Origin of the sequence: Jiangella sp. DSM 45060 (assembly GCF_900105175.1) — a bacterium.
Taxonomy (GTDB): Bacteria; Actinomycetota; Actinomycetes; order Jiangellales; family Jiangellaceae; genus Jiangella.
On the sequence record NZ_LT629771.1, the window covers coordinates 6,705,624 to 6,731,424 of the forward strand.

The window sequence follows — 25,801 nt, forward strand, 5'->3', positions numbered from 1 at the left end:
CCCTCTACGGCGTGGTAATTCTTCAATCGTCGACGTGGGTGGCCGACGCCCACGAAAACCGGTCTACCCGTTTTCGGAGGGCTCGGGTACAGTCCACCGCATGAACAACGCCGCGCCGTCGCCGGCCTCGCGCAAGGTGACGCTGAACGACGTCGCCCGCCTGGCCGGGGTGTCGGTCGCCACCGCGTCCAAGGCGCTCAACGGTCGCAAGCAGGTGCGCGCCGAGACCCGCGCGCGCGTCGTCGAGGCGGCCGAGCAGCTCTCGTTCTCGCCGAACGAGCTGGCCCGCAGCTTGCTGGCCGACCGCACCGGCACGGTCGGACTGCTCACGAACGACCTCGAGGGCCGGTTCTCCATCCCGATCCTCATGGGCGCCGAGGACGCGTTCGGCGCCGACAGCGTCGCGGTCTTCCTGTGCGACGCCCGCGGCGACGCCATCCGCGAGAAGCACCACGTGCAGGCGCTGCTCAGCCGCCGGGTCGACGGCCTCATCGTGGTCGGCAGCCGCACCGACCCGCGGCAGTCGCTGGGCCGCGAGCTGCCGGTCCCGGTCGTCTATGCCTACGCGCCGTCGGAGGACCCCGACGACCTGTCCATCGTGGTCGACAACGTCGGCGCCGGCCGCGGCGCGGTCGACCATCTCGTCTCCACCGGGCGCACCCGCATCGCCCACATCACCGGCGATCCCACCTACGGCGCCTCGCAGGAGCGCGCCGCGGGTGCGCTCGCCGCGCTCGCCGGTCACGGCCTCGAGCTCGTCGGCGAGGTCCGGTTCGGGTCCTGGACGGAGAGCTGGGGCCGCGCCGCGGCGTCCATGCTGCTCGACCGGCACCCCGAGCTCGATGCCATCCTCTGCGGCAGCGACCAGGTGGCCCGCGGGGTCATGGACGCGCTGCGGGAACACGGCCGCGTCGTGCCCGACGACGTCGCGGTCATGGGCTTCGACAACTGGGAGATCTTCACCAGTGGCGCACGCCCCGATCTGACCAGCGTCGACATGAACTTCGAACGGCTCGGACGGGTGGCGGCGCAGCGTCTGTTCGCCGCCATCGACGGCGAGCCGCGGTCCGGGGTCGAGGCGTTGGACACCCGCGTGGTGATCCGCGGCTCGACCGTCCCTGGGTGACCTCGTGAGGCGCCCGTCCCGTGCCTCCGCGCGGCGGAGGTGTTAACGCTAACAACGCTCCAACGACGGAGAGGTTCGACATGAGCACACGACACGTCAGACCCCGCCTGGTCCTGGCCGCGCTCGGCCTGGTGGCGCTGGGGCTCGCCGGTTCGGCCACGGCCGTGGCCGACGAGGAGGAGGGCGTCGACCTGTCGGTCGTCATCGACGACCTGACGCCGCCCGGCCAGCTCACCCTCACGGTCGCGCCGAACGACGGCGTCGTCCTGACGGAGGACGGCTCGGACGAGGACGCCCGCCAGTTCACCGGCACCCTCCCGACCGTGACGGTGAGCGACACCCGCACCCCCGACGAGATCCCGGACGGCGCGTTCTGGGCGGTCGTGGGCCAGGCCGGCGACTTCACCGGCGGTGAGCACACCATCGGCGCCGATCACCTCGGCTGGCGGCCGGAGCTGCTGACGCCGTCGCCGACCGGCAACGTCGCCGAGGGCGAGCCGGTCTCCAGCGTCATCCCGGACGGCAGCGGCGCGCCCGCCGTCGGCCTCGTCGGGCAGGAGCTGCTGGTCTCGACGTTCAGCGCGGAGGACGAGACCGGCAGCTGGGACGTCACCGCCGAGCTGGCGCTGCGCACACCGGTGGACGTCGAGCCGGGCGAGTACCACTCGGTGCTGACCCTGTCGCTGTTCGACCAGTGATCGCATGATCGGCCTCCTCGGTGCGGTGCTCGTGGCGATCGCCGCGGGCACGCCCGCCGACGCGCCGATCACGTGGTCGGTGGCGCCCGCGGACGCGTCCGGACCGGACGGGCGCCGGGTCATCGATGCCGTGCTCGAGCCGGGCCAGGAGTCCCTCGAGCACGTGGCGGTGACGAACCACTCGGCGGCGCCCGTGACGTTCTCGATCAGCGCGAACGACGGCTACCTGACCGAGCGCGGCAGCTTCGACATGCTGCCGTCGGGCACGCCTCCCGTCGACGGCGGCGCGTGGCTCGGCGTGCCGGAGCAGGCCGTGGTCGGGGCCGGCGAGACGGTCGTCGTGCCGGTGCAGATCGCCGTGCCGGAGACCGCCGAGCCGGGCGATCACCCGGCCGGCATCGCGGCGTCGATCCGGTCCGCCGGGTCGGAGGTGGCGGTCGAGAGCCGGGTCGGCGTGCGGGTGAACCTCACGGTCGCGGGCGAGGCGGTGGCCGGGCTGGACGCCCAGGTCACCGGCGTCTCGTACGAGCCGTCGTGGAACCCGTTCGCACCCGGCGACCTGGTGGTGCACTACGAGGCGGTCAACACCGGCACCGTCGGCCTCGCGGCCGCGGCGAGCGCCGCCGGCGCCGACGGGGGCGAGCCGCGCGAACTGCTGCCCGGCGGCCGCGTCCAGCGGTCGGTCCGGGTGCCCGACGTCTGGCCGGCCGGGCGCGTGACGACCGAGCTCACCGTCGAGCCGCGGCTGCGCGACGGCGCGGCGGTCGCGGCGCCGCCGGCGGTGACGCTGACGGCGACCGCGTGGGCGCTGCCGCTGGCGCAGCTGCTGTTCCTGCTGGTGCTCGTGCTCCTCGTGCTGGTCGTGCGGCGGCTGCTGCGACGGCGACGGGACCGGCTGCGGCGGCTGCTCGCCCAGGCCCGGGCCGAGGGCGCCGCCGAGGCCCGCCGGCACACGACCCACACAGCTCACGCTCAGAACCCAGATCCACCCAGATCCCCGATGGAGAGGACATGGTGATGTCGGGACCTACCTTCAGACGAGTCCTCGCGACCGCGACCAGCGGCGCGATGGCCTGCGGCAGCCTGCTGCTGTTACCCGGCGCCGCGTACGCGGACACGCACGTGTTGCCGGGCAACGAGAGCGACGTCGGCCTCTACACCGACGGGCTGACCGACACGATGGACATCGGTGACCCCACGTTCGTCAACGCCGACCAGGTGGAGGCCGCGCTCGAGCCGGGTGTGCCCTACACCGCTGGGAACATGCACCAGTCGATCTTCGAGAAGGACCTCGCCGCAGGCGGCACCGACTACTACCTCGACCGCATCCTCGGCGTCCGCGGGACCAGCGGCAACAACGTCCTGCAGACCCGTGGCCGCACGCTGTACCTGCGCGGCGGCAGCAACTTCGGCGTCATGGGCTTCGCCGGCAGCGCGTACGCCGGCGGCCCGAACAACCTGGGCAACTTCTACACCGTCACGGTGCCCGGTCAAACCGTGGCCGAGGTGGGCGCCGAGCGGTTCAACGCACCCAGCCACGCGAGCGGCCGGTACACCATCGGCACGACCGGCGTGGTGGCCGAGCAGACCAAGGCGATCACCTACGACAATGTCGCGGTCACCGCGCTCACGTTCCGCAACCCGGGCGCCGAGGCCGTCACGTTCACCGTCCGCGCCGCCGCGCCGCTCGCGACCACGTCGACGGACGCGGCCGACGAGCTGACCGGCACCCGGACGCTCACCAGCGGCGCCAACAACGGCCTCATCGACACCCCGTGGTCGCGGGTGACGGTGGGCCTCAAGGCCGCTGGTTTCACGCGAAACGGCACGACCCTCGACCGCGAGATCACCGTGCCCGCGGGCGGGTCGGTCGACCTGTCCGTCGTCGGGGTGCTCTACTCCGCCGGCATGCCCGACTCGGCGGCCGGCTTCCAGGAGTACGCCGAGCTGGCGCCGTCCGACGCCACCCGTACGGCGATCACCGAGTTCAACCGGCGCTGGGCGGCCGACATCCCCTACATCGACGTGCCGAACGCGGCGGTCGAGAAGGCGATCGTCTACCGCTGGTGGGGCGAGCGCTACAACAGCCTCGACGCGAACGAGCCGGGTTACGTCTACCAGTACCCGACCACGATCGAGGGCGTGAACCTGTACCAGAACGCCGTCGCGCTGACCCAGCCGATGCACCTGCAGGACACCAAGTGGATCCGCAACCCGTACCTCGCCTACGGGCAGATCATGAACATCGGCGAGCTGTCCGGGTCGTCGGCGTTCCTCGACAGCCCCGGCCACACCAGCTGGAACAACCACTACTCGCAGTACCTCGGCACCGCCGGACTGGAGGCGTACAACGTCCACGGCGGCGGCGCGGCGGTGGCGGAGCGGTTCGCCCGCTACTTCGAGGGTGACGGCGTCGGCCAGCTGGAGCACTACGACGGCAACGACGACGGGCTGATCGCGTACGACACCAACTTCATGCCGGGCAACGACGCCGACGCGATCAGCTTCGGCTACCCGAAGACGAACGCCGGGGCGCCGGGCGCGCGGACCATCGAGCGGCCCGAGTCGGCGTATGTCTGGGGTGCGTTCGACGCGGCGCGGCAGCTGTACGAGCTGGCCGGCGCCGACCCGGCGAAGGTGACGGAGATGGGCGCGGAGGCCGACCGGATCCGCGAGTCGATCCTCGGCCGGCTGTGGAGCGAGGAGATGCGGATGTTCCTCGCCGGCACCTCGCACGGCGCCCGCTCGGGCGGCAGCCAGAACCCGCTGACCGAGGCGGAGCGCGACCTCATCCCGGCGAAGGAGTCGAACCTCTACGACGTGTACGCGCAGAACCTCATCCCGTTCGAGGACTACGAGGACTACGTCGACGGCTTCCGGTTCCTGCGCTACGGCGACAACTTCCCGATCTTCCCGTTCTACACGGCGAACCAGTTCGACCGGTCGAAGTTCGGGATCGGCGGCTCGAACAACTTCTCCAACATCAACTTCACCGTGCAGTACCGGGCGGTCCGGTCGGCGTTGCGGCACTACGACCCGGAGCAGAAGTACGTCACGCCGGAGTACGCCGCACGGCTGCTGGACTGGATGGCGTGGAGCATCTACCCCGGCGGTGACGTGCGGGTGGCCAACCAGGCCGAGTACTACTCGAACTGGAACCCGGCGACGCGCACCTACAACCGCAACAACCCGAACCACGTGATGCTCGGCAACATGAACTACATCTACGTCGAGGACATGGGCGGCATCCAGCCGCGCTCCGACGACGTGATCGAGCTGTGGCCGGTCGACCTCGGCTACGACCACTTCATGGTGAACAACCTGCGCTACCACGGCAAGGACGTCACGATCGTCTGGGACGCCGACGGCTCCGAGTACGGCCTGGGCGCGGGGTACAGCCTGTTCGTCGACGGGGAGAAGAAGGTCACCGCCGACGCGCTCGGCCGGTTCGTCTACGACCCGAACACCAACGAGGTCGTCGAGGCCGACGAGGGCCTGAACGTCAGCGTCGTCGCCGCCGCGGGCAGTGCGCTGCCGTCCGCCGTCGACACCGCGATCGACGACGAGCGGGTCGCGTCGTACCTGCGCACGGCCGGCATCGACCTCGGTGAGGACGCGCCGAACCTGGCCGCCGGCGCCGAGCTGTCGTCGTCGTTCACGCAGCAGGGCGCCCGTCCGACGCCGTGGCGGCAGTTCCACACGCCCGGCTGGAGCACCGGCTCGATGAACTACACGCCGGGCGCCATCAGCACCACCGAGCGGCCCGTGTCGCTGTCCGCCGTGATCGACGGCAGCACCGTCAACGAGCCGTACTGGGGCAACCACGGCACCACCGAGCCCGGCGGCTACGTCGAGCTGGACCTCGGCGAGCCGGTGCGGTTCGACAACGTCAAGGTGTGGTTCGTCAGCGATCGCCAGACCGGCGGCTACCGCGAGCCGCAGCGGTACACCATCCAGGTGCCGGACGGCTCCGGCGGCTGGGTCGCCCTGCCCGACACGTTCAAGTCGCCGAAGATCCCCGGCGCCAAGTTCAACGAGGCGCTTTTCGACGCCGTCACGACCGACCGGGTGCGGGTGGCGTTCACCAACACGCCGTCGTTCTTCACCGCGATCTCGGAGATCCAGATCTTCGAGTCCGGGCGCGAGGTGCCCGACGTCGTCAACGATCCGCCGGCGGTGACGGTCACCGTCGACCGGTCCCGCGACGGCAACCTGTCCACGACGCTGGCCGGCACGGTCATCGACGACGGCATCCCCGACACCGGCGAGCTGACCTACGGCTGGTCGGCGGTGTCCACACCGGACGGTGCGGGCGTCATCTTCGCCGCGCCGAACGCGCTGACCACGCAGGTCACCGGCACCGTCGCGGGGACCTACGTGTTCCGGCTGACGGCGTCGGACGGCGAGCTGACGACGCAGCGCGACGTCGAGGTGGAGCTGACGGAGAAGGCGTCGTCGGCCGAGTTCGGCGCGCTGGCCGGCATCACCACCAGCGGCAGCGCGCCGTGGGAGAACCCGCTGCGGGTCAACGAGGCGACCACGCCGGCCAGCTCCAACCCCGGCGCCGGGAACGGCTGGGGCTCGTGGGGCCAGCCGAACAACGGCACGTCGCCGGCCACGGCGGCCTGGATCCAGTACTCCTGGGACTCGCCCGTGCTGATCGGCTCGACCGACATCTACTGGTACGACGACAACGGCGGCACCCGCATGCCGCGGGCCGACACCTACGTCGTCGAGCAGTCGGCGGACGGCCAGACGTGGACGCCCGTCACGCTGACCGGCGACTCCACCTACGCCGGTGCGCTCACCCGCAATGCCTACAACCACCTCGACTTCGAGCCGGTGACCACCAGTCACCTGCGCATCCGCATCTTCGGGGTGCAGGGCAGCGGCGCCGGGACGGGCGTGCTGCGGTGGCGGGTCAACGGCGACACCGTCAGCCAGGTGGCCAGCCCGGTCATCATGCGCACGGTGGTCGGCGAGGTGCCGGAGCTGCCTGCGGAGCTGGACGTCGAGTACACCAGCGGACCGCGCGGCACGCTGCCGTTCACCTGGCAGCCGATCACGTCGGACATGGTCGACGAGACCAACGTCGAGCCGTTCGTCGTCTACGGCACGAACACGACGTACGGCCTGATCGCCGAGGCGCGCATCTACGTGCGGCCGGAGAACTCGCCGGGCGGCATCTCGATCCAGGGCGCCCAGCAGTTCGAGCAGTCCGTCGCCGTGGGCGAGCAGCCGCACCTGCCGACCCGCGTCGAGGTGTCGTACAACGACGGCTCGCGGGACAACCAGGCGATCGGCGTCGACTGGGACTTCGACGAGTCCGTGGTGGACACCCCCGGCGTCTACGTCATCGAGGGCGACCTGATCCTGCCCGACTACGTGAGCGACGCGGGCACCACGTCCACGACGCTCACGCTGACGGTGGGCGACGGCGTCGCGCCGGTGGACGTGTCGGTGACGACCGAGGTGCGCTGCCTCGGGCGGCGCGCGTTCATCGCCGTGCGGGCGACGAACGACGACACCGTCCCGCTCGACATCACGCTGGCGACGCCGTACGGCGACCGGCCGCTGGACGGCATCCAGCCGGGCGCCGCCGCGTACCAGATGTTCGCCACCCGGGTGGCGGACCTGCCGGCCGGCGAGGTGACGGTCACCGCCGCCACCGCCGACGGCTCGCGGAGGTCCGTGCTCGTGGACGACTACCCCGCGATCGCGTGCGGGTCGTAGTCCAGGAGAGGAGACCCATGACCACCATCAGACGCGGCGGGCCGTTCGCCGTCGTCGTCGCGGTCGCCGCCGGGCTGCTCGGCCCGGCGGCGCCGGCGGCCGCCGCGGACCCCGTCACGTTCACGAACACCGAGAACCCGATCCTCGGCGACGGCAGCTACTACTCCGCCGACCCCGCGCCGCTGGTCGTCCCGGCCGGTGCGCCGGGGAACGACACCGGCGCCGACCAGCTCTACGTCTACACCGGCCACGACGAGGCAGGCCCGACCCGCAACGACTTCATCATGAACGAGTGGGGCGCGTTCGTGACGTCCGGCGTCGATGCGGGCGAGTGGACCCACCACCCGTCGCTCATGCGCCCGGAGCAGGTGTTCGGCTGGGCGACGCCGGGCCGCGCCTACGCCGGGCAGGTCGTGCGCGGCGTCGACGGCCGCTACTACTGGTACGTCCCGGTGAACGAGGCGGCCAGCCCGGCCAGTGACAAGTTCGGTATCGGCGTGGCGGTGTCTGACACCCCCACGGGACCGTGGACCGACCACGCCGGCGCGCCGATCATCTCGCAGCGGGTGCCCACGGCGAACACCATCCACAACATCGACCCGACCGTCCTCGTCGACGACGGGCGGGTCTACGTCTACTGGGGCAGCTTCGGCAACCTGCGCATGCTGGAACTCGCGCCGGACATGAAGACGCCGATCGGCTCGGTGCGCACCGTCACCGGGCTGACCGGCTTCTTCGAGGCGGCCTGGATCTTCGAGCGGAACGGCACGTACTACCTGGTCTACGCGGGCAACAACGCCGGACCGACGTCGCCCTGCACGCCGGCGAACTACCACGCGTGCATCGCCTACGGCACCGCCACGTCGCCGGAGGGTCCGTGGACGTACCGCGGGACGATCCTGCCGCCGGTGTCGTCGACGACCAGCCACCCCGGCATCGTCGAGTTCGACGGCGAATGGTGGCTGGCCTACCACACGGCCGACGCGGTGGGCGGCAACCACTTCCGCCGCTCGGTGGCGATCGACCGCGTCGAGTGGGACGACACCCAGTCGCCGCCGCGGATCGAGCCGGTCGTGACGACGCCGCCGAAGGTCGAGGACGTCACGCCGCGGGCCAACGTGGCCCAGGAGGCCACCGTCACGGTGTCGAACACGCCCGTCCCGACGCAGTACTGGGTGAAGGCGCTCAACGACGAGATCGTCCGGCCGAACCCGCTACCGCCGGACATGTGGGGCACCTGGACCGGCAACAACCCGCCCCAGCAGTGGGTGCAGTACACCTGGGACCGGCCGATGCGGCTGGCCGGCTCGCAGATCGAGTTCTGGAACGACCAGCCGCAGGGCACCGGCGTCGGCGTCGCGGCGCCGGCGGCGTGGCGGATCCAGTACTGGGACGGCGCCTGGCGCGACGTGCCGAACCCCAGCGGGTACGGCACCGCGACGAACGGCTTCCAGGACACCACGTTCGACCCGGTCACGACGACGCAGGTGCGTGCGGTGTTCGACGCCTCCACCAACGGCAGCACGTACTCGGCCGTCGCGGTGGAGGAGTGGAAGGTGCTGGCCGAGCAGCCCGCGTCCGTCGCGCCGCCGTCGCTCGTGGTCGAGGTGGACGAGACCGAGCTGCCCGGCACGGTGCCGGTGACGTTCCCGTCGTCCGGCGAGACGCTGCGGATCCCGGCGTTCTGGGACGCGCTGTCGCCGTCGGACGTCGCCTCGCCGGGGACGCTCACCGTCGAGGGCTCGGTGCTCGGCTACGCCGGCGGGCGGGTGACGGCGGAGGTCACCGTGATCGACCCGGGCGACACCGAGGGCGACGTGACGCCGCCGGTGGTCACGCTGACGCCGAGCGGCAGCGCGGGCAGCGCCGGGTGGTTCCGGTCCGACGTGCGGGTGCGCATCGACGGCGCCGACGACCGCGGCGGCCGCGTGAGCATCGAGTCGGCGGTGGACGACGGCGCGCCCGTGACCGCGGGCCCCGTGCGGTACACCGACGTCGCCGTGACCGGCGACGGCGAGCACACCGTCGTCGCGCGGGCCACCGACCGGGCCGGCAACACGTCGGACGACGCGAGCCTCGCGGTCCGCATCGACCGCGCCGCGCCCGTCAGCGCCGGCGTCGTCGACGAGGCGGCCCGGATGGTGACGGTCACGGCGGCCGACGCGACGTCCGGGGTCGCCGGGATCGAGTACGCCCTCGGCGCGGGCGGGGCGTGGCAGCCCTACACGGGCCCCGTCGCGGCGCCGGACGCGCAGCGGCACCAGGTGTTCTTCCGGGCCACCGATGCCGCGGGCAACGTCGAGACGGCGAAGTCGGCGGTCATCGCGGCGGACATCTCCGGGCCGCTGACCGGCAACGTCGCCCCGCTCGGCAGCGCGACCGCGTCGTACACGGCCGGCTGGAACGCCGTCACCGCGCTCAACGACGGCCTCGACCCGGCCAGCCCGAGCCAGGCGCAGCTCTGGGGCACGTGGTCGGGCACCCGGCCGGCCAGCCAGTGGATCCAGTACACGTGGTCGCGGCCGATCCGGCTCACCGGCGCCGAGATCAAGTTCTGGCGCGACCAGCCGCCGGCCACCGGTGACGGCGTGGCCGCGCCGGACTCGTGGGTGCTGCAGTACTGGGACGGCGCCGCCTGGATCGACGTCGCGGACCCGTCCGGCTACGGCACCAGCACGACGGCGTTCAACACCGTCACGTTCGCGCCGGTCACCACCGACCGGCTGCGCGCGACGCTGGCCGCGAACGGCAACGGCACGACGTTCTCAGCGGTCGCGGCGACGGAGTGGCGGGTGTTCGCGGACGATCCGGGCGTGGCGCCGGAGGTCCCGGTCACCGTCGAGGCCGAGACCCGCTGCATCGGCCGGAACGCGTTCGTCGCGGTGCGCGTGACCAACGACCACGCCGCACCGGTCGACGTCCGGATCGAGACGCCCTACGGCACCCGCACGGTCGACGACGTCGCACCCGGCCGGGCCGCGTACCAGTCGTTCGCGACGCGCGCGGCCGAGGTCGCGGCCGGCGAGCTGACCGTCCAGGCCACCGGCACCGTCGACGGTGAGGAGGTGACGACCGAGGTCACGGCCGAGTACGACGCCGCCACGTGCGGCTGACGTCCCACCGATCGGGCCGGCCGGTCCCTCGCGGCCGGCCCGATGCTATGTCGCATCCTCGATGCCGAGTCGCCGGATCAGTTCCGGAATCCGGACGGCGAGCGCGGAGAACACGAGACGATCGTCGACCTTGTCGTAGTGATGGGCGATCAGGTTGCGCATGCGGGCGATCGCGACCCACTCGATGTCGTCGTGGAGGTCCTTGAAGGAGTCCGGCAGCTTCTCGACCACGGTGGCCACCTGGATCAGGATGTGCCGGCCGTTGTTGCGCAGGACGCGACCCCGCGGGCTGTCGTCCAGGTACGCCTCGATGCCCAGACTCACCGTGTACGCCGCGTCGGCGCCCATGCCGGCAAGATCCTGGAGCCGGCGGCCGACTCGCTCGGACGCCGCGTCTTCGGCAGCTGTCACAGCCCGACGGCCTCCGCGCGCGCATGCTCGGTCACCCGGCCGTCCGCTCGCCCGTCCACGACGTCCACGCCGACGGTCAGCAGTTCCTCGAGATCGTGCTCCAGCGTGAGCAGATCGACGATGTCGTGCCGGTCGGTGAAATCCACGATCAGATCCAGATCCGACGACGGGTCGTCGTCACCGCGCGCCACCGAACCGAAGACCCGTGGCTGCGGCAGCCCGGCTCGGGCGAACAGCTCTCGAACCTGCTCGCGGCGAGCCGCCAACGCCGTCGATGGCCGGATCGCCAAGGCCTGGTCCAAGGCGGCGCGAGCGGCGTCCGACGGCTGGCGCCGACCGCTCTCGATCGCCGCGATGAGCGGCTGCTTCACGCCCGTCCGCTCGGCGAGCTCACGCTGGGAGAGTCGCAGGATCCCTCGACGGGTCCGGACGAAGTCACCGTATGCTGTCGCCACACCATCACGATAACAAACTATGTTATCAACAGCTAGGTGGAGCTATGCGCGTCCGACCTGGAGAGGCAGCACACCGCCGTGGTGGAGGCGGACGTCGTCGGGGGCGCCGTCGGCCAGGCGCAGGTCCGGCAGCTCGCGGGCGACCGCCTCGAGCATGAGCCGGGCCTCCAGTCGGCCCAGCGAGGCGCCCAGGCAGAAGTGGCTCCCGTACCCGAACGCGATGTGCCCGGCGACGTCGGCGCGGTGCACGTCGAACACGTCCGGGTCGGAGAAGACCTCGGGGTCGCGGTTGGCGCCCCACAGCGACAGGCCGACCCGCTCGAACGCCGGGATCGTCCCGCCGGCGAGGTCCAGCTCGCGGAACGTGAACCGCGGCGGCACGATTTCGACCGGCCCGCGGAAGCGCAACGTCTCCTCGACGACGGCACTCGCCAGCGCCGGGTCGGCGCGCAGGTCGTCCCACTGCTCGGGATGCGTGAGCAGCAGCCGCAGCGCGTTCGCGATGACGTCGACCGTCGTCTCCTGGCCGGCGATGAGCAGCAGCTGCACCATCGCGACCAGCTCGTCGCGGTCCAGGGCGTCACCCTGCGTCTCCAGCGCGACCAGCTCGGAGATCAGGTCGTCGCGCGGTTCGGCCCGGCGCCGCGCGGCCAGCTCGTCGACGTACGCGGCGAACGCCAACGTGGCCGAGCCGTCGTGGTCGGACGCGGAGACGATGGTCGCCGACCAGTCGCGGAACCGGGCGCGATCCTCGTCCGGCACGCCGACCAGCTGGGCGATGACGTTGACGGGCAGCGGGTCGGCGAGGTCGGTCACGGCGTCGAACCGGCCCAGCCGGCGCACGTGCCCGACGAGCTCGGCCGCGACGCCGGCGATCCAGTCCTCCAGCCGGGCCACCGTGCGGGCGGTGAACGCGGTGCTGACCAGCCGCCGCAGCCGGGTGTGGTCGGGCGGGTCCAGGGCGATGAGCTGCCGTGACGAGATGCGCTCGGTCTCGCTGGGCGGGTACGGCGACGGCGACAGGTCCGGCTCCTGGTGCTTGTGCACCTCGTGGCCGATGTCCGGATGCTGCAGGCCGGCCAGCACGTCGGCGTGCCGGGCGACGATCCAGAACCGGTTGCCGGCCGGGTCGTACTGCGGGACCGGCGTGCCGGCGGCGCGCACGCGGGCGTAGAAGGCGTGCGGGTCGCGCCGGGTCTCGGGCTCCCACAGCTCCATCGGCCTGAAGTCGTCGATCACGGGTGCCGTCCTCCGGCTGGAGGGTGGGGGATGCCGGCCCCGCCCGCCTCGCTCGTTCCTCGCTCGGACGCCCGCAGCCTACCCGTGCCGGCGTCCCCCACCCTCCGGTGCGGATGGCCCCCGCCGGCCGGTCTCGCGGACCGGCCGGCGGGCCACGTCGAGCGTCAGACCGCCAGCTCGGTGCGGGCGTTCGCCGCTGCCGAGACCACGGTGTCCTTCTGCTCGTCGGTCAGCAGGCCCAGCGCGACGAACTCGTCGGCGGTCCGGGCGACCGTCGAGACGAACGCGCCGTGGTTCGTGAACGGTGCGTTGTCCCACACGACGTCCAGGAAGGTCAGGCCGTCGGTGCCCGGCTGCGGGATGCCGGTGACCGGGACGTCGTAGTTCGGCAGGCCGTCGTTGCGCTTCACGTTCGGGACGCCGGTGTCGACGCTGCCGAACACGATCGACGGCTCCACCCGGCGGAAGTACGCCGAGTGCGCCTGGGTGTCGCCGACGTACCACGGGCGCAGGGTGAACCCGTGCGTCGTGAACAGCTGGTCACCCGCCGGGCTCGTGCCGGCCGAGGTGATCGCCGTGCGCGAGTAGTCGCCGTCCAGCTTGAGTTGCGAGTACAGCGTCAGCTCGCGGTACGTGCCGCCGCCCGGGTTGCCGAGGATCGGCATGAGCAGCGGGCCCCACATGATCGACTGGGTGTCCGGCCGGTCGATGGCCCGCTCGATCCGGATGCTGAACGGCAGCGTCACGTCGACGACGTCACCGGGCCGCCAGGTGCGGCGGATCGTCGCGTAGGTGCCGGGGTCGGCCGGCTGCATCGGCGCCGGGCGGCCGTTGACCCGGATCGTGTAGCCCGTCGTCGCCCACGCCGGGATGCGCAACTTGAGGTCGTACAGGCCGCCGCCGCTCCGGACGGTGATCCGGGTGCTGTCCTGGCGCGGGAAGGCCGTCTCCTGCGAGACGACGAGGTTCTTCTCGGCCCAGGTCACGGTCGACGGCACGAACAGGTTGACCCAGAGGGCCGAGCCGTCGGCGGACTTGAAGTAGACGGTGTCCTGGTACTTCGTGTGGTTCTCGACGCCGGTGCCGCCGCAGCAGGTGCCGGAGTTGCCGTACGACCGGTTCGCGCCGGGCGTCAGCGGCTGGAAGTAGGTCACCTGCGGGTTGCTGGTGCTGGTGGTGTCGGCCCGCGAGCCGGCGATCTGGTTGAAGACGGCCCGCTCGTAGTAGTCCATGTACGCCGGGTCCTGGGTGTGGAAGAACAGGTTCCGGGCCAGCTTGGACACGTTGTAGATCGAGCACGTCTCCGCGCCGCCCTGGGCGATCGCGTTGGCGATGTTGTCGCGGTTCTGGAACATCTCGATGTTGTTGTTCGAGCCCGGGTAGTTGCCGCCGGTGCCGCCGTGGCTGAACATGCGGTGCGGGACGATCCAGGTGAAGAAGTTCTTGGCGGCGTCGAAGTAGTCCTGCTCGCCGGTCTGCTCGAAGATCCGCAGGTACCCGGTGAAGTTCGGCACGTGCATGTTGACGTGCAGCCGGGCCGGCCGGCGTCGGCCGATCTCGCTCGGGTTCGTCACCACCAGGATGTCGCGGTCCTCGACGGCGGCGTCGAACAGCGACTCGCGGTTGTCGAACAGCTTGGCGGTCTCGAGGTGCTGCTCGTCGCCGGTCAGCGCGTAGATCTCCGGGAAGATCTCGTTCGCGCCGCCGAGCTCGCCGGCGATGTAGGTGTCCCACATGTAGTTGAGGTCGCTGCGGGTGATCGGCCCGGTGTACTGCGGGTGGTTCTTGTCGCCGACGGTCAGCGCGAGATGCGCCCAGTTCGCCATCTTCGTGACGACGTCGAGGGCGGTCTGGTTGCCGGCCAGGTAGTACGCGTCGAGCAGGCCGCGCATGATCTTGTGCTGCGTGTACCACGGCGCCCACACGTTGGTGGCGAGGTTGCCGCCGTAGACGGCGAACCGCGGCGGCGCCAGGCGGATGACCGCGTCCTCCGGGATCGCGCCCAGGTAGCCGGGGTAGACCGGCGTCCACAGCGGCTCGTTGCCGCTCGGGATCGGCACGATGCCCGCGGACCGGCCGTTCGGGGAGGCGTCCTGCAGCGTCGCGCCCTCGGCCTCGTCGCACCGGTACCAGGCGATGTTGCCGCCGCCGGTCGTGCCCGCGGCGGAATCCTGCAGCGACTGGATCTCGCCCGCGCTCAGGGCCCGGTCGAAGATGTGGAACTCGTCGATGGTCGCGTTGAGCATCGGGTCGCCGTACTGCGACCGGCCGATCCAGACGTTGCCGGGCACACCGAGGTTCGTCGGGTTCAGCGTCATGTTGCCGTTCGTGCCGGCGACCGCGCCGTTGACGTACAGCGTGCCGACGGAGCCGGCGAGGGTGACGGCGAGATGCACCCACTGGCCGGTCGGGATCTGCGTCGTACCGTTGATCTGCTGCTCGCCGCCGCTGCCGCTGACCGTGATGGCGAACCGGGGCAGGCCGCCGCTGGCGCGGGCGGTCAGGAACATGTTGGCGGTGGTGCCGGCGCCGAAGTCGAAGACCCGGCTCCAGCTCTGCGCCGCGGCGAGGTTGACCCAGGTCGCGACCGTGAAGTCGGTCAGCTGCGACACCGCCTCCTGCGGCAGCCGTACGTGCTGGGCGAAGCTGTCACCGTTCAGCCGCAGGCCGTTGCCGAACCGGCCGGCCACCCGGCCGATGGGCAGCTCCTCGGGCTCCTCCGGCTCGTCCGGGTTCTCGATCCGCGCGGTGATGGCGGCCTGGCATGCGGCCAGCTCGGTGACCATCCAGTCCAGCTTGGTCTTGAAGACCTGCTCGCCCTGGTCGGCGTAGGCCTGCGCGAGCGCGCTCAGGTAGTGGCCGGCCCAGTGCCCGCTGAGCAGGCCGCCGTCCTCCCAGCCGCCGGGTGTCGAGACGCCGGGCGGGTTCGGCCGGCCGGCCTGGTTGTTGAAGAGCACGAGGAAGCGCCGCTCGTCGAACGTCTGCAGGAACGCCTTCATCCGGTCGCGCTTCTCCTGCAGCAGACCCGGCCCCAGGTCGACGTCGTTCGGCCAGAACGGCCGCACCGGGGCGTTGCTGCCGGCGCCGACGTACGGGGCCGCACCGGTCGCGGCGTCGGCCGTGCCGTTGGACTGCGCCGCGGCGGCGGCAGCGGGGAGGGCCGTCGGTGCGGCGACCATGGCCGCGCCGACGGCGGAGGCCCGCACGAACGTGCGGCGGCTCAGGCCTGGCTTCTCGATTGTCATGCTCCGTCTTCCCTTCATTGCGAGATCGGCACTTGACGGGGACCGAGAACCCCAGGTCAGTGGGTGTTCCCGGTAACAATGTGAGTGAGAGATCCTCCTCGTCTCGCACCTGGTGGCCGGGTGCGGCGGCGATGTGGTGTGGGGTGCCCGAGGCGATGCCCGCTGCGGCGGGGCGTCGCTGAGTCGAGATGTACTATGCCACATTTGACATGAAATGTGGCGGGCGTCTCAGCGCCGGGGCCGCCCGTCGTCAGCGCGACGACGAGCGGCCCCGGCGACGCGTCAGAAGCCCTGGGCCAGCCGGTGGTAGGCCTGGTTCCAGCGCAGCTCCTTGGCGAACTGGCGGCTCGTCGTCTCGGCGTCGATGACCAGCAACTCGGTGCGGACCATGTCGGCGAACAGCCCGAGAACCTCCGACCCCACCGCCTGCGACAGCACGGTGTGGTGCGGCCCGCCGGCGGTCAGCCAGGCCTCGGCGGACGTCGACAGGTCCGGCCGCGGCTTCCACACGGCCCGCGCCACCGGCAGGTTCGGCAGCGGCTCGTCCGGCGGCACGACGTCGATCTCGTTGGCCACCAGCCGCAGCCGCTCGCCGACGTCGGCCATGCCGACCACGACGGCCGGGCCGGGCGCGGCGTCGAACACCAGCCGGACCGGGTCCTCGCGCCCGCCGATGCCCAGCGGGTGGATCTCGCACGACGGCCTCGCCGCCGCGATGGACGGGCAGACCTCCAGCATGTGCGCGCCGAGGATCTTCGGCTCGCCGGGCCCGAAGTGGTAGGTGTAGTCCTCCATGAACGACGTGCCGCCCGGCAGCCCGGCGGCCATCGACTTCACCGTCCGCAGCAGCACCGACGTCTTCCAGTCGCCCTCGCCGCCGAAGCCGTAGCCGTCGGCCATCAGCCGCTGCACGGCCAGGCCGGGCAGCTGGCGCAGCCCGCCGAGGTCCTCGAAGTTCGTCGTGAACGCGCGGAACCCGCCGTCGGTGAGGAACGTGCGCAACCCGGCCTCGATGCGGGCGGCATAGCGCAGCGACTCGCGCCGGTCGCCGTCCTTGCGCAGGTCCGGCACCAGGTCGTAGGCGTCGTCGTACTCCGCCACCAGCGCGTCGACCTCGGCGTCGGTGGCGGCGTCGACCACCGCGACCAGGTCGTTGACGCCGTACGTGTTGACCGAGACGCCCAGCCGCAGCTGCGCCTCGACCTTGTCGCCCTCGGTGACGGCGACGTCGCGCATGTTGTCGCCGAACCGGGCCAGCCGCAGCGCGTGCACCTCGGCGTAGCCGACGGCGGCGCGCACCCAGTCGGCGACGCGGCCCGCGACGGCGGGGTCGCTGACGTGCCCGGCGACGGTCGAGCGGGCGACGCCGAGGCGGGACTGGATGTAGCCGAACTCGCGGTCGCCGTGCGCGGCCTGGTTGAGGTTCATGAAGTCCATGTCCAGCTCGGCCCAGGGCAGCGACCGGTTCGCCTGCGTGTGCAGATGCAGCAGCGGCGTGCGCAGCGCGTCCAGCCCGGCGATCCACATCTTCGCCGGCGAGAACGTGTGCATCCACGCGATCAGGCCCACGCAGGCGTCGTCGGCGTTCGCCTCGAGCGCGACGCGGCGGATCGCGTCGGCCGAGGTGAGCACCGGCTTCCACACCACGCGCACGGGGATGTCGTCCGCCTCGCCAAGCGCGCGGGCGACCTCCTGGGACTGCTCGGCCACCTGCCGCAGCGTGTCCTCGCCGTACAGCCCCTGGCTCCCGGTGAGGAACCAGATCTCGCGCTGACCGAACACGTCGTCCATCGTCATCTCCTCGTCACTGCCCGTAGACATTCTGGTACCGGTCGTAGAGCCGGTCGATGTCCTCGGCCGGGATCGGCACCGGCTCGCCCAGCTGCCGCGTCACGTGCACGGTCCGGGCGACGTCCTCGCACATCACCGCGGCCTTGACGGCGGCCCGGGCGTCCTTGCCGATGGTGAAGACGCCGTGGTTCTGCATGAGCACCGCCGGCGAGCGGTGCCCCTTCAGCGTCTCGACGATGCCGCGGCCGATGGAGTCGTCGCCGATCAGGGCGAACGGGCCGACCGGGATCTCGCCGCCGAACTCGTCGGCCATCGCGGTCAGGACGCACGGGATCGGCTCGGCCCGCGCGGCCCACGCCGTCGCGTAGGTCGAATGCGTGTGCACCTGGCCGCCGACCTCGGGCAGGTTCCGGTAGACGTAGGCGTGCGCGTCGGTGTCGCTGGACGGCGACAGCTCGCCATCGACCAGGTTGCCGTCCAGGTCGCAGACGACCATCGACTCGGGCGTGAGGTCGTCGTAGGACACCCCGGACGGCTTGATGACGAACAGGTCGGCGCCCGGCACCCGGCCCGACACGTTGCCCGACGTCCAGGTGACCAGGCCGTTGCGGGTCAGCTCGGTGTGCAGGTCGCAGACCGTGCGGCGCAGCTCGTCGATGGTGGTCATCGGGCCACCGCCGCTCGCTTGAGCGCCCGGAGCCGGTGCATGACGTCGTTGCCGCCGCGGCCGAAGTGGTCGTGCAGCGTGACGTACTCGGCGTACAGCGCGTCGTAGGCCTTCTGGTCGTCCGGGTCGGGACGGTACACGCCGCGTTCGACGTTGCCCATCGCGGCCGCGCCGGCCCGCACGTCGGGGTAGGCGCCGGCGGCGACGGCGGCGTGGATGGCCGAGCCCAGCGCCGGGCCCTGCTCGGAGCCGATGACGCTCAGCTCCAGCCCGGTGACGTCGGCGTAGATCTGCATGAGCAGCCGGTTCTTCAGCAGCCCACCGGCGATGATCAGCTCGGTCACCGGGACGCCGGAGGCGTTGAACGCCTCGATGATGGTGCGGGTGCCGAACGCCGTCGCCTCGATCAGCGCGCGGTAGACGTCCTCCGGCTTCGTGGCCAGCGTCTGGCCGACGACGACGCCGGACAGCTCGTGGTCGACCAGCACCGAGCGGTTGCCGCTGTGCCAGTCCAGCGCGACCAGTCCGTGCTCGCCGACCCGCTGTGCGGCGGCCAGTTCGGTCAGGTATTCGTGGACGCCCTGGCCGCGCTCGGCCGCCGCCGCGGCGTAGCTCGCCGGGACCGAGCTGTCGACGAACCAGCCGAAGATGTCGCCGACGCCGCTCTGCCCGGCCTCGTAGCCCTGCAGCCCGGCGATGATGCCGCCGTCGACGACGCCGCACATGCCCGGCACCTCGCGCAGCACGTCGCCGTTCATGACGTGGCAGGTGGACGTGCCCATGATCGCGACCATCTGGCCCGGCTCGACGGCCTGCGCGGCCGGCGCCGTCACGTGCGCGTCGACGTTGCCGACGGCGACCGCGATGCCCTCGGGCAGCCCCGTCCACGCCGCCGCCTGCGCCGTCAGCCCGCCGGCGCGGTCGCCGAGCTGGCCGATCGGCTGGTCCAGCTTGTCCTCGACGAACCCGGCGAACTCCGGGTTCAGCGCGGCCAGGAACTCGCGCGACGGGTAGCCGCCGTCCTGCCGGATGCCCTTGTAGCCCGCGGTGCATGCGTTGCGGACGTAGTGGCCGCAGAGCTGCCAGACGATCCAGTCGGCGGCCTCGACCCAGCGCTCGGTCGCCGCGTAGACCTCGGGGTCATCCTCCAGCAGCTGCAGGCCCTTCGCGAACTCCCACTCCGACGAGATCAGCCCGCCGTAGCGCGGCAGCCACGCCTCGCCGCGCTCGGCGGCCAGCGCGTTGATGCGGTCCGCGTTCGGCTGGGCGGCGTGGTGCTTCCACAGCTTCACGTAGGCGTGCTTGCGCCCGGCGAACTGCGGCAACTCGTTCAGCGGCGTGCCGTCGGCCAGCGTGGGAACCATCGTGCACGCGGTGAAGTCGGTCGCGATGCCGATGACGTTCGCCGGGTCGACGCCGGCCGCGGCCACCGCCTGCGGCACGGCGGTGCGCAGCACGTCGATGTAGTCGGACGGCACCTGCAGCGCCCAGTCCGGCGGCAGCTTCTCGCCGGTGCCGGGCAGCTCGCTGTCGACGACGCCGTGCGGGTAGGCGTGCACGGCGCTGCCGAGCTCCGCGCCGTCGGAGACGCGGACCACCACGGCCCGTCCGGACAGCGTGCCGTAGTCGACGCCGACGACGACCGCGTCGTCGTTGTTATCGCTCACAAGTGACTCCCTGGTGCGGTGTGGGACGGTGGTTCGGGTGGTCAGGTCGTGGCCGGCGGGGCCGTGCTGGCGCGGGTGACGAGGGCCGGCGCGACGACGACGCGCGCGGTCTCGGGCCCCGGCCCGGTCTCGATGAGGTCGAGCAGCAGCGCGATGCTCTTGCGGCCGACCTCAGCGAAATCCTGCCGGATGGTGGTCAGCGGCGGTGTCAGGAACTCCGCCTCCGGGATGTCGTCGAAGCCGACGATGCTGACGTCCTGGGGGACTCGGATGCCGGCCTCGTGCAGCGCGCGCAGCAGGCCGAGCGCCATCTGGTCGTTGGAGACGAACACCGCGGTGGCCCGGCCCGCGCGGGCGGCGTCGGCGATGTGCCGGCCGGCCGCGTAACCGGCGCGGGGGCTCCAATCGCCCGCGACGACCGGCGGGGCCGCGATGCCGGCGGCCTCGAGGGTGCGCCGCCAGCCGCGCCGGCGGCCCTCGGCCTCCAGCCAGTCGGCCGGTCCGGCGACGTGCCACACCGTGCGGTGGCCGAGGTCGAGCAGGTGCCGGGTGGCCAGTTCGGCCCCGCGGGTCTGGTCGACGGCGACCACCGGCATGCCGTCGGCCTCGCCGCCCTCGACCGCGACCACCGGCACGTGGCCCTGCAGCGCCGACACGGCGGCCGCGGCCTCGACCTGCGGCGCGATGGCGATCAGCCCGTCGACCGCCTGTGCGGCGAGGTAGTCCAGCGCCTCGCCGACCGTCTTGCGGTTGATCGTCTTCAGGCTGACGATGCTGATGAAGTACCCGGCGTCGCGGGCCGCCTGCTCCAGGCCGAACAGCGTGCTGGCGGGCCCGTAGAGCGTGGTGTCGAACGCGACCACGCCGAGCGTGTTCGTGCGCCGCGTGACCAGCGCCCGCGCGGACAGGTTGCGGCGGTAGCCGAGCTCCTCGATGGCCGCGACGACGCGGTCGCGGGTGGCCTGGCGGACGTTGGGATGGTGGTTGAGGACGCGCGACACCGTCTGGTGCGAGACGCCCGCGATGCGCGCCACGTCGGCCATCACCGGACTGCGCTCGGGGGTCATCGTCACCGCCTCCCTCCACCGTGCTGTGAACGTTAACAAACGGACCGATCGCACGCCAGACGAGAGTGCTGGGGCGCCCTTGCAATGAGCACCCATACGCATCGATGCGCATAGGTGCTCATTGCAAGGGCGCGGTGCTCAACCGGCGGCGGCACTGCCGGCGACGGCGTGGGCGACGGCGTGGGCGGCGGCCCGGGCGCGTGCGGCGCCGAGCTCCGTCACGACGGCGCGCAGGTGCTCCGCGCCGAGCGGCGCGAGCACGGCGTGCGCCAGCGCCTCCGCGTCGCCGTCCGGCCGGGCCGCCGCCAGCAGCAGCGTCACGTGCCGGTGCCAGAACCGGTACGCCCCGATGCGGTACCGCGCCCCCGGTGACGCCGTCTCTGACATCCGCAGCAGGTCGAGGTGGCCCAGCGCGTAATCCAGGTACGCCTCGACGAACGCGGCCAGCCGCTCGCCCGGCGCGGCCCCGTCGCAGCCCGGGCCCAGCGGCGCCGGGCCGAACAGGATGGCCTCCTGCAGGTCCCGCTCCCGCTCGTCCAGCAGCGCGACCGCCAGCCCGGACTTGTCGCCGAAGCGCCGGAACACCGTGCCCTTGCCGACCCCGGCCGCCGCCGCGACCGCGTCCATCGTCACGCCGTCGACACCGCGCTCGGCGAAGAGGCGGGCGGCCGCGTCGAGGACGGCGGCGCGGTTGCGGGCGGCGTCGGCGCGCTCCTTCGGTGGCGGCGCCGGCCGCAGCTCGACCAGCCCGGAATAAACGGACCGTGGTCCGCTCTTGTCACTGGACACAACCGGACTGTAGTCCAGAAAGGACCTCCGATGCCCACCCTGCTGCACCTCTCCGCCTCGCCGCGCGGCGCCGCCTCCGAGTCGCTGCTACTGGCCGACGACTTCCTCGCGGCCTACCGCGAGGCGCACCCCGACCACGAGATCGCCCAGTGGAACCTGTGGGACGGCACACTGCCCGAGTTCGGCCCGACCGCCGCGCACGCGAAGATGGCGGTCTTCGCCGGCCAGGACCTCGACGCCGCGCAGCGTGACGTGTGGCGCGACGTCACCGCGGCGTTCGCCCGCTTCGACGCCGCCGACCACTACCTGTTCAGCGTCCCGATGTGGAACCACGGCGTGCCGTACGTGCTCAAGCAGTTCATCGACGTCGTCAGCCAGCCCGGCCTGGTGTTCGCGTTCGACCCGGCCAGCGGCTACCGCGGGCTGCTGCGCGGCAAGAAGGCGGCGGTCGTCTACTCCAGCGCCGTCTACGCGCCCGGCCGCGGACCGGCGTTCGGGTCGGACTTCCAGACGTCGTACCTGGAGGGCTGGCTGCGCTGGGCCGGCGTGGCCGACGTCGAGACGATCGCGCTGCGCCCGGACGCGGCGACGGGCGACGTCGCGGCCGGCCGGTCGGCCGCACGAGACACCGCCCGCGCCGTGGCCGCCGCGTTCTGACGACTACTTGAGCAGCTTGGACATGCGCCGGTCGGCGAGGATCTTGCCGCCGGTCTGGCAGGTGGCGCAGTACTGCAGCGAGGAGTCGGCGAACGACACCTCGCGGACGACGTCGCCGCAGACCGGGCAGGTCTCGCCGGCGCGGCCGTGCACCCGCATGTTGCTGCGCTTGCTGTCCTTGAGGTCCTTCGCGGCCAGCCCTTCGGCCCGCTTCAGCGCCGTCGTCAGCTCGTCGATGATGACGGCGTGCAGGTTGGCGACGCCGTCGGCGTCGAGCGTGGACGCGGGCTGGAACGGCGACAGCTTCGCGGCGTGCAGCACCTCGTCGGAGTAGGCGTTGCCGATGCCGGCGATGACCGCCTGGTCGCGCAGCACGCCCTTGATCTGGGCTCGGCCGGCCTTCGTGAGGATCTGCTGCAGGCGGTCGACGGTGAACTCGGCGGACAGCGGGTCGACGCCGAGGCGCGAGACGCCGGGCACGTCGGCGGGGTCGCGGACGACGTAGACGGCCAGCCGCTTGCGGGTGCCGGCCTCGGTGAGGTCGAACCCGGACTCGTCGTTCAGGTGGACGCGCAGCGCCAGCGGGCCGCTGCCCGGCTTCGGCGGCTTCGGCGACAGCGCGTCGCTCCAGCGCAGCCAGCCGGCCCGGGCCAGGTGGATGACGAGGTGGACGCCGTCGCAGTCGAGATCGACGAACTTGCCGTGCCGGGCGATGCCGGTGACGGTGAGCCCGCCGAGCGCCGTGACCGGCGGGTCGAACGTCTTGAGCACGCTGATGGCGGCGACGTCGACGCGCGTGACGACCTTGCCCACGGCCTTCTCGCGCAGGAAGGCGGCGAGCGCTTCGACCTCGGGCAGCTCGGGCATGGCCTCATTTTGCCTTGTGTGCGGCGCGTTCGGCGAACGCCGGCGGCAGTGGCAGCTCCAGCGCGCGGCGCAGCCGACTGAGGTACTCGGGCCGCGCGATCTCGACGACGCCCAGGCTGGCGAGGTGCCGGGTGCCCCACTGCACGTCGAGCAGCCGCCCGACGGGGTGCTCGGCGCGCATCATCTCGACCAGCGCGACCAGCGCGACCTTCGACGCGTCGCGTCCCCATCGCTGCCGCGCGTGGAACATCGACTCGCCGGCGAACAGCCCGCCGATGGCGACGCCGTACAGCCCGCCGGCCAGCCGCCCGTCCGGCGTCCACGCCTCGATGGAGTGCGCCCAGCCCAGCCGGTGCAGCCGCTCGTAGGCGCGGCGGATGTCGTCGCTGATCCACGCGCCGGGCCGGGACGGGTCGGCGCACGCCTCGATGACCTCGGCGAACGCGGAGTCGACCCGCACCTCGAACCTGTGCGTCGACTGCCGCAGCGACCGCGACACCTTCAGCCCGCCGATCGGCAGCACGCCGCGCGGGTTCGGCGACCACCACGCGAGGTCGGTGGCCCGGCCGAGCAGCTGGTCGACCGGCATCGGGAACAGGCCGTTGCGGTACGCGGCGAGCAGCGTCCCGGGCTCGAGGTCGGCGCCGAACGCGACGAGGTCGTCGTCGCCGGACGTGCTCGGCAGCTCCCATCGGGTCGGCGGTGGCTCGACGGGCACATGGCCTCCCAAGGGTGTGTCTCCCAAGTCCGTGGCCTACTGCGCGGCGCCCAGGCGGCGCCTCGCGGCGTTCTCGTCAGTCGTCATAGAACCCCACTATGACTCCTTCCTCGGCCTTGCGAGGCATCCACCTGGACGCCGCTCGCTACGGCCGAGACTCGGGAGACACACCCTAGGGGTTGGGGTCCTTCGTCAGGGTAATCCGCTCGGCGCCCTCCGCACGTACAGTGGTGACATGGGTGTGCGACGGACCATCGGTACCTGGGCGGGCACGACCGCAGCGCGCCGGGCCGCGCCGCTCGTCGCCGCCCGGGGCGCGAACCAGTTCATGTCCAAGGCCATCGAGGGGTTCCCCGGCTTCCCGGGCGCCCGCGAGGTGGCCCGCCGTCATCTCGACAAGCGCGGCGACGTCGAGCGGGCCATCCGCGACGTCGTCGAGCAGCACGTCCGGCTGGCCGGCGTGCAGGGCTTCGTCACGAACATCGGCGGCGTCGTCACCATGCCGGTGACCATCCCGGCCAACATCGCCGGCATCGCCGTCCTGCACCTGCGCATGGCCGCCACCATCGCGCACCTGCGCGGCTACGACATCGCCGACCCCCGGGTCCGCACCGCGGCGCTGGTCACGCTGCTCGGCCGCGACGGCGTCGAAGACTCCCTGCGCGGGCGCGACCTCCCGGGCCGGCCGTTCGACATCGCCACCGGCATCAACGAGCCCGACCCCGCGGTCGTCGAGCGCGCCGTCGCCGCCGTCACGTCGCAGCTGGTGGCCCGCATCGGCGGCAAGCACGCCACGCTGGCCCTGGTGCGCCGGGTGCCGCTGGTCGGCGGCGCGGTGGCCGCCGGCATCGACGCGTTCTCGACCTACGCCATCGGCAAGTTCGCCGACCGCGAGTTCCCCGGCAACGTCACCGTCGAGCGGGTCTGACCCACCCGCCACAGCACGCCGGCCAGCAGCACGCAGCCGGCCGCGAGCAGCACGCCGTGTCCGATCCGGCTGGCCGCCGGGGTGAAGAACTGCGGCAGGAACAGCGCGAAGCCCGCGCCGAAGAGCACGCCGCTCCAACGGGCCAGCACGCCCGACCGCCACACGGCGACCGCGGCCAGCACACCGCCGACGCCCAGCAGGATCAGCCCGATTCCGAACGTCGTGACGGCCACCGACCCGTTCCGCACGGCGTCGGCCAGTTCGAGCAGGTCGAACGTCGCGCCGTCCGCCGACTCGCGGGCGATGGCGTGCAGGGCGAAGTCCTCGGCGCCGTAGTACGGCAGCGTCAGACCGGCGCCGATCCAGAACACCACGATCGACGCGGCCGCCGTGCGCTCCGCCCGTGTCTCTTTCACGGCGTCGCGCAGCGCCAGCAGGCCGAACGGCACCAGGACGAAACCGATCATCGCGAACAGGTGCGACGCAACCCAGGCGCTCGAGCCCATCGACGCCAGCGCGCCGGCCGCCGTCTCCTCGTCGTGCCAGGGGCGAAGCGCCGGGTAGAGCAGGAACAGCAGGCCGGCCACGGCGAGCGCGGCGGCTGCCAGCCGGTTGCGGAACGGGGTCATC

At 72.1% G+C, this 25,801-nt stretch carries 19 protein-coding genes; 7 read left to right on the plus strand and 12 right to left on the minus strand.

Features of this window, described 5'->3' with window-relative positions:
- Positions 1-100 precede the first annotated feature (100 nt).
- The 5 genes from BLU82_RS30280 (at position 101) to BLU82_RS30300 (ending at position 10,670) form a co-directional block, all read left to right on the plus strand.
- Positions 101-1,126, plus strand: a complete 1,026-nt coding sequence (locus BLU82_RS30280; protein ID WP_092624569.1) for a LacI family DNA-binding transcriptional regulator — start codon at positions 101-103, stop codon at positions 1,124-1,126.
- A gap of 80 nt (positions 1,127-1,206) precedes the next feature.
- Positions 1,207-1,824 carry a hypothetical protein gene (locus tag BLU82_RS30285; RefSeq protein ID WP_092624570.1) on the plus strand — a complete coding sequence of 206 codons (618 nt, stop codon included), beginning with the start codon at positions 1,207-1,209 and terminating at the stop codon, positions 1,822-1,824.
- 4 nt (positions 1,825-1,828) lie between these two features.
- A complete protein-coding gene (locus tag BLU82_RS30290; protein ID WP_092624571.1) occupies positions 1,829-2,842 on the plus strand; it encodes a hypothetical protein in 1,014 nt (337 codons plus the stop codon).
- The gene (locus BLU82_RS30295) at positions 2,842-7,557 is read left to right on the plus strand and encodes a discoidin domain-containing protein (protein ID WP_197682571.1); all 4,716 of its coding nucleotides are present in this window, start codon (positions 2,842-2,844) and stop codon (positions 7,555-7,557) included. The genes BLU82_RS30290 and BLU82_RS30295 overlap by 1 nt, the downstream gene beginning before the upstream one ends.
- A 17-nt stretch (positions 7,558-7,574) precedes the next feature.
- Complete coding sequence (locus BLU82_RS30300) at positions 7,575-10,670, plus strand: family 43 glycosylhydrolase (protein WP_092624572.1); 3,096 nt, start codon at positions 7,575-7,577, stop codon at positions 10,668-10,670.
- 45 nt (positions 10,671-10,715) lie between these two features.
- On the opposite strand, the gene BLU82_RS30305 is transcribed toward BLU82_RS30300, so the two are convergent.
- The 9 genes from BLU82_RS30305 to BLU82_RS30345 all read right to left on the minus strand — a co-directional run bounded on the left by BLU82_RS30305 (position 10,716) and on the right by BLU82_RS30345 (position 22,001).
- Positions 10,716-11,081, minus strand: coding sequence for a DUF86 domain-containing protein (locus BLU82_RS30305; RefSeq protein ID WP_197682572.1), 366 nt, complete (start codon positions 11,079-11,081; stop codon positions 10,716-10,718).
- Entirely contained in the window at positions 11,078-11,536 is a 459-nt protein-coding gene (locus BLU82_RS30310; RefSeq protein WP_092624574.1) for an XRE family transcriptional regulator, read from the minus strand. The genes BLU82_RS30305 and BLU82_RS30310 overlap by 4 nt, the downstream gene beginning before the upstream one ends.
- 42 nt (positions 11,537-11,578) lie before the next feature.
- On the minus strand, positions 11,579-12,775 hold the full coding sequence (locus tag BLU82_RS30315) for a cytochrome P450 (RefSeq protein ID WP_092624575.1): 1,197 nt from the start codon (positions 12,773-12,775) through the stop codon (positions 11,579-11,581).
- Positions 12,776-12,939: 164 nt separating this feature from the next.
- On the minus strand, positions 12,940-16,020 hold the full coding sequence (locus tag BLU82_RS30320; RefSeq protein ID WP_092624576.1) for a beta-L-arabinofuranosidase domain-containing protein: 3,081 nt from the start codon (positions 16,018-16,020) through the stop codon (positions 12,940-12,942).
- Between the two features lie 282 nt (positions 16,021-16,302).
- Complete coding sequence (araA, locus tag BLU82_RS30325; protein WP_092624577.1) at positions 16,303-17,811, minus strand: L-arabinose isomerase; 1,509 nt, start codon at positions 17,809-17,811, stop codon at positions 16,303-16,305.
- A 13-nt stretch (positions 17,812-17,824) separates the two neighbouring features.
- Positions 17,825-18,478 (minus strand): L-ribulose-5-phosphate 4-epimerase, encoded by a 654-nt coding sequence (locus tag BLU82_RS30330; protein WP_092624578.1) that lies wholly within the window; start codon positions 18,476-18,478, stop codon positions 17,825-17,827.
- Entirely contained in the window at positions 18,475-20,145 is a 1,671-nt protein-coding gene (gene araB / locus BLU82_RS30335) for a ribulokinase (RefSeq protein ID WP_092624579.1), read from the minus strand. Before araB ends, BLU82_RS30330 begins: the two co-directional genes overlap by 4 nt.
- A gap of 41 nt (positions 20,146-20,186) precedes the next feature.
- On the minus strand, positions 20,187-21,212 hold the full coding sequence (locus tag BLU82_RS30340; protein WP_197683136.1) for a LacI family DNA-binding transcriptional regulator: 1,026 nt from the start codon (positions 21,210-21,212) through the stop codon (positions 20,187-20,189).
- Positions 21,213-21,350: 138 nt separating this feature from the next.
- Positions 21,351-22,001: a TetR/AcrR family transcriptional regulator gene (locus tag BLU82_RS30345; protein ID WP_092624581.1), complete on the minus strand. Its 651-nt coding sequence runs from the start codon at positions 21,999-22,001 to the stop codon at positions 21,351-21,353.
- A 30-nt stretch (positions 22,002-22,031) separates the two neighbouring features.
- On the opposite strand from BLU82_RS30345, the gene BLU82_RS30350 reads away from it, so the two are divergent.
- Positions 22,032-22,658: an FMN-dependent NADH-azoreductase gene (locus BLU82_RS30350; RefSeq protein WP_092624582.1), complete on the plus strand. Its 627-nt coding sequence runs from the start codon at positions 22,032-22,034 to the stop codon at positions 22,656-22,658.
- 3 nt (positions 22,659-22,661) lie between these two features.
- Here BLU82_RS30350 and BLU82_RS30355 read toward each other — a convergent pair whose 3' ends face one another.
- Positions 22,662-23,525: an Fpg/Nei family DNA glycosylase gene (locus BLU82_RS30355; protein WP_092624583.1), complete on the minus strand. Its 864-nt coding sequence runs from the start codon at positions 23,523-23,525 to the stop codon at positions 22,662-22,664.
- A 4-nt stretch (positions 23,526-23,529) separates the two neighbouring features.
- Positions 23,530-24,243 (minus strand): leucyl/phenylalanyl-tRNA--protein transferase, encoded by a 714-nt coding sequence (gene aat / locus BLU82_RS30360; RefSeq protein ID WP_092624584.1) that lies wholly within the window; start codon positions 24,241-24,243, stop codon positions 23,530-23,532.
- Between the two features lie 235 nt (positions 24,244-24,478).
- On the opposite strand from aat, the gene BLU82_RS30365 reads away from it, so the two are divergent.
- Positions 24,479-25,171 (plus strand): EcsC family protein, encoded by a 693-nt coding sequence (locus tag BLU82_RS30365; RefSeq protein ID WP_092624585.1) that lies wholly within the window; start codon positions 24,479-24,481, stop codon positions 25,169-25,171.
- Here BLU82_RS30365 and BLU82_RS30370 read toward each other — a convergent pair.
- Positions 25,108-25,800: a hypothetical protein gene (locus BLU82_RS30370; protein WP_092624586.1), complete on the minus strand. Its 693-nt coding sequence runs from the start codon at positions 25,798-25,800 to the stop codon at positions 25,108-25,110. The genes BLU82_RS30365 and BLU82_RS30370 overlap by 64 nt on opposite strands.
- Position 25,801: the final 1 nt, after the last annotated feature.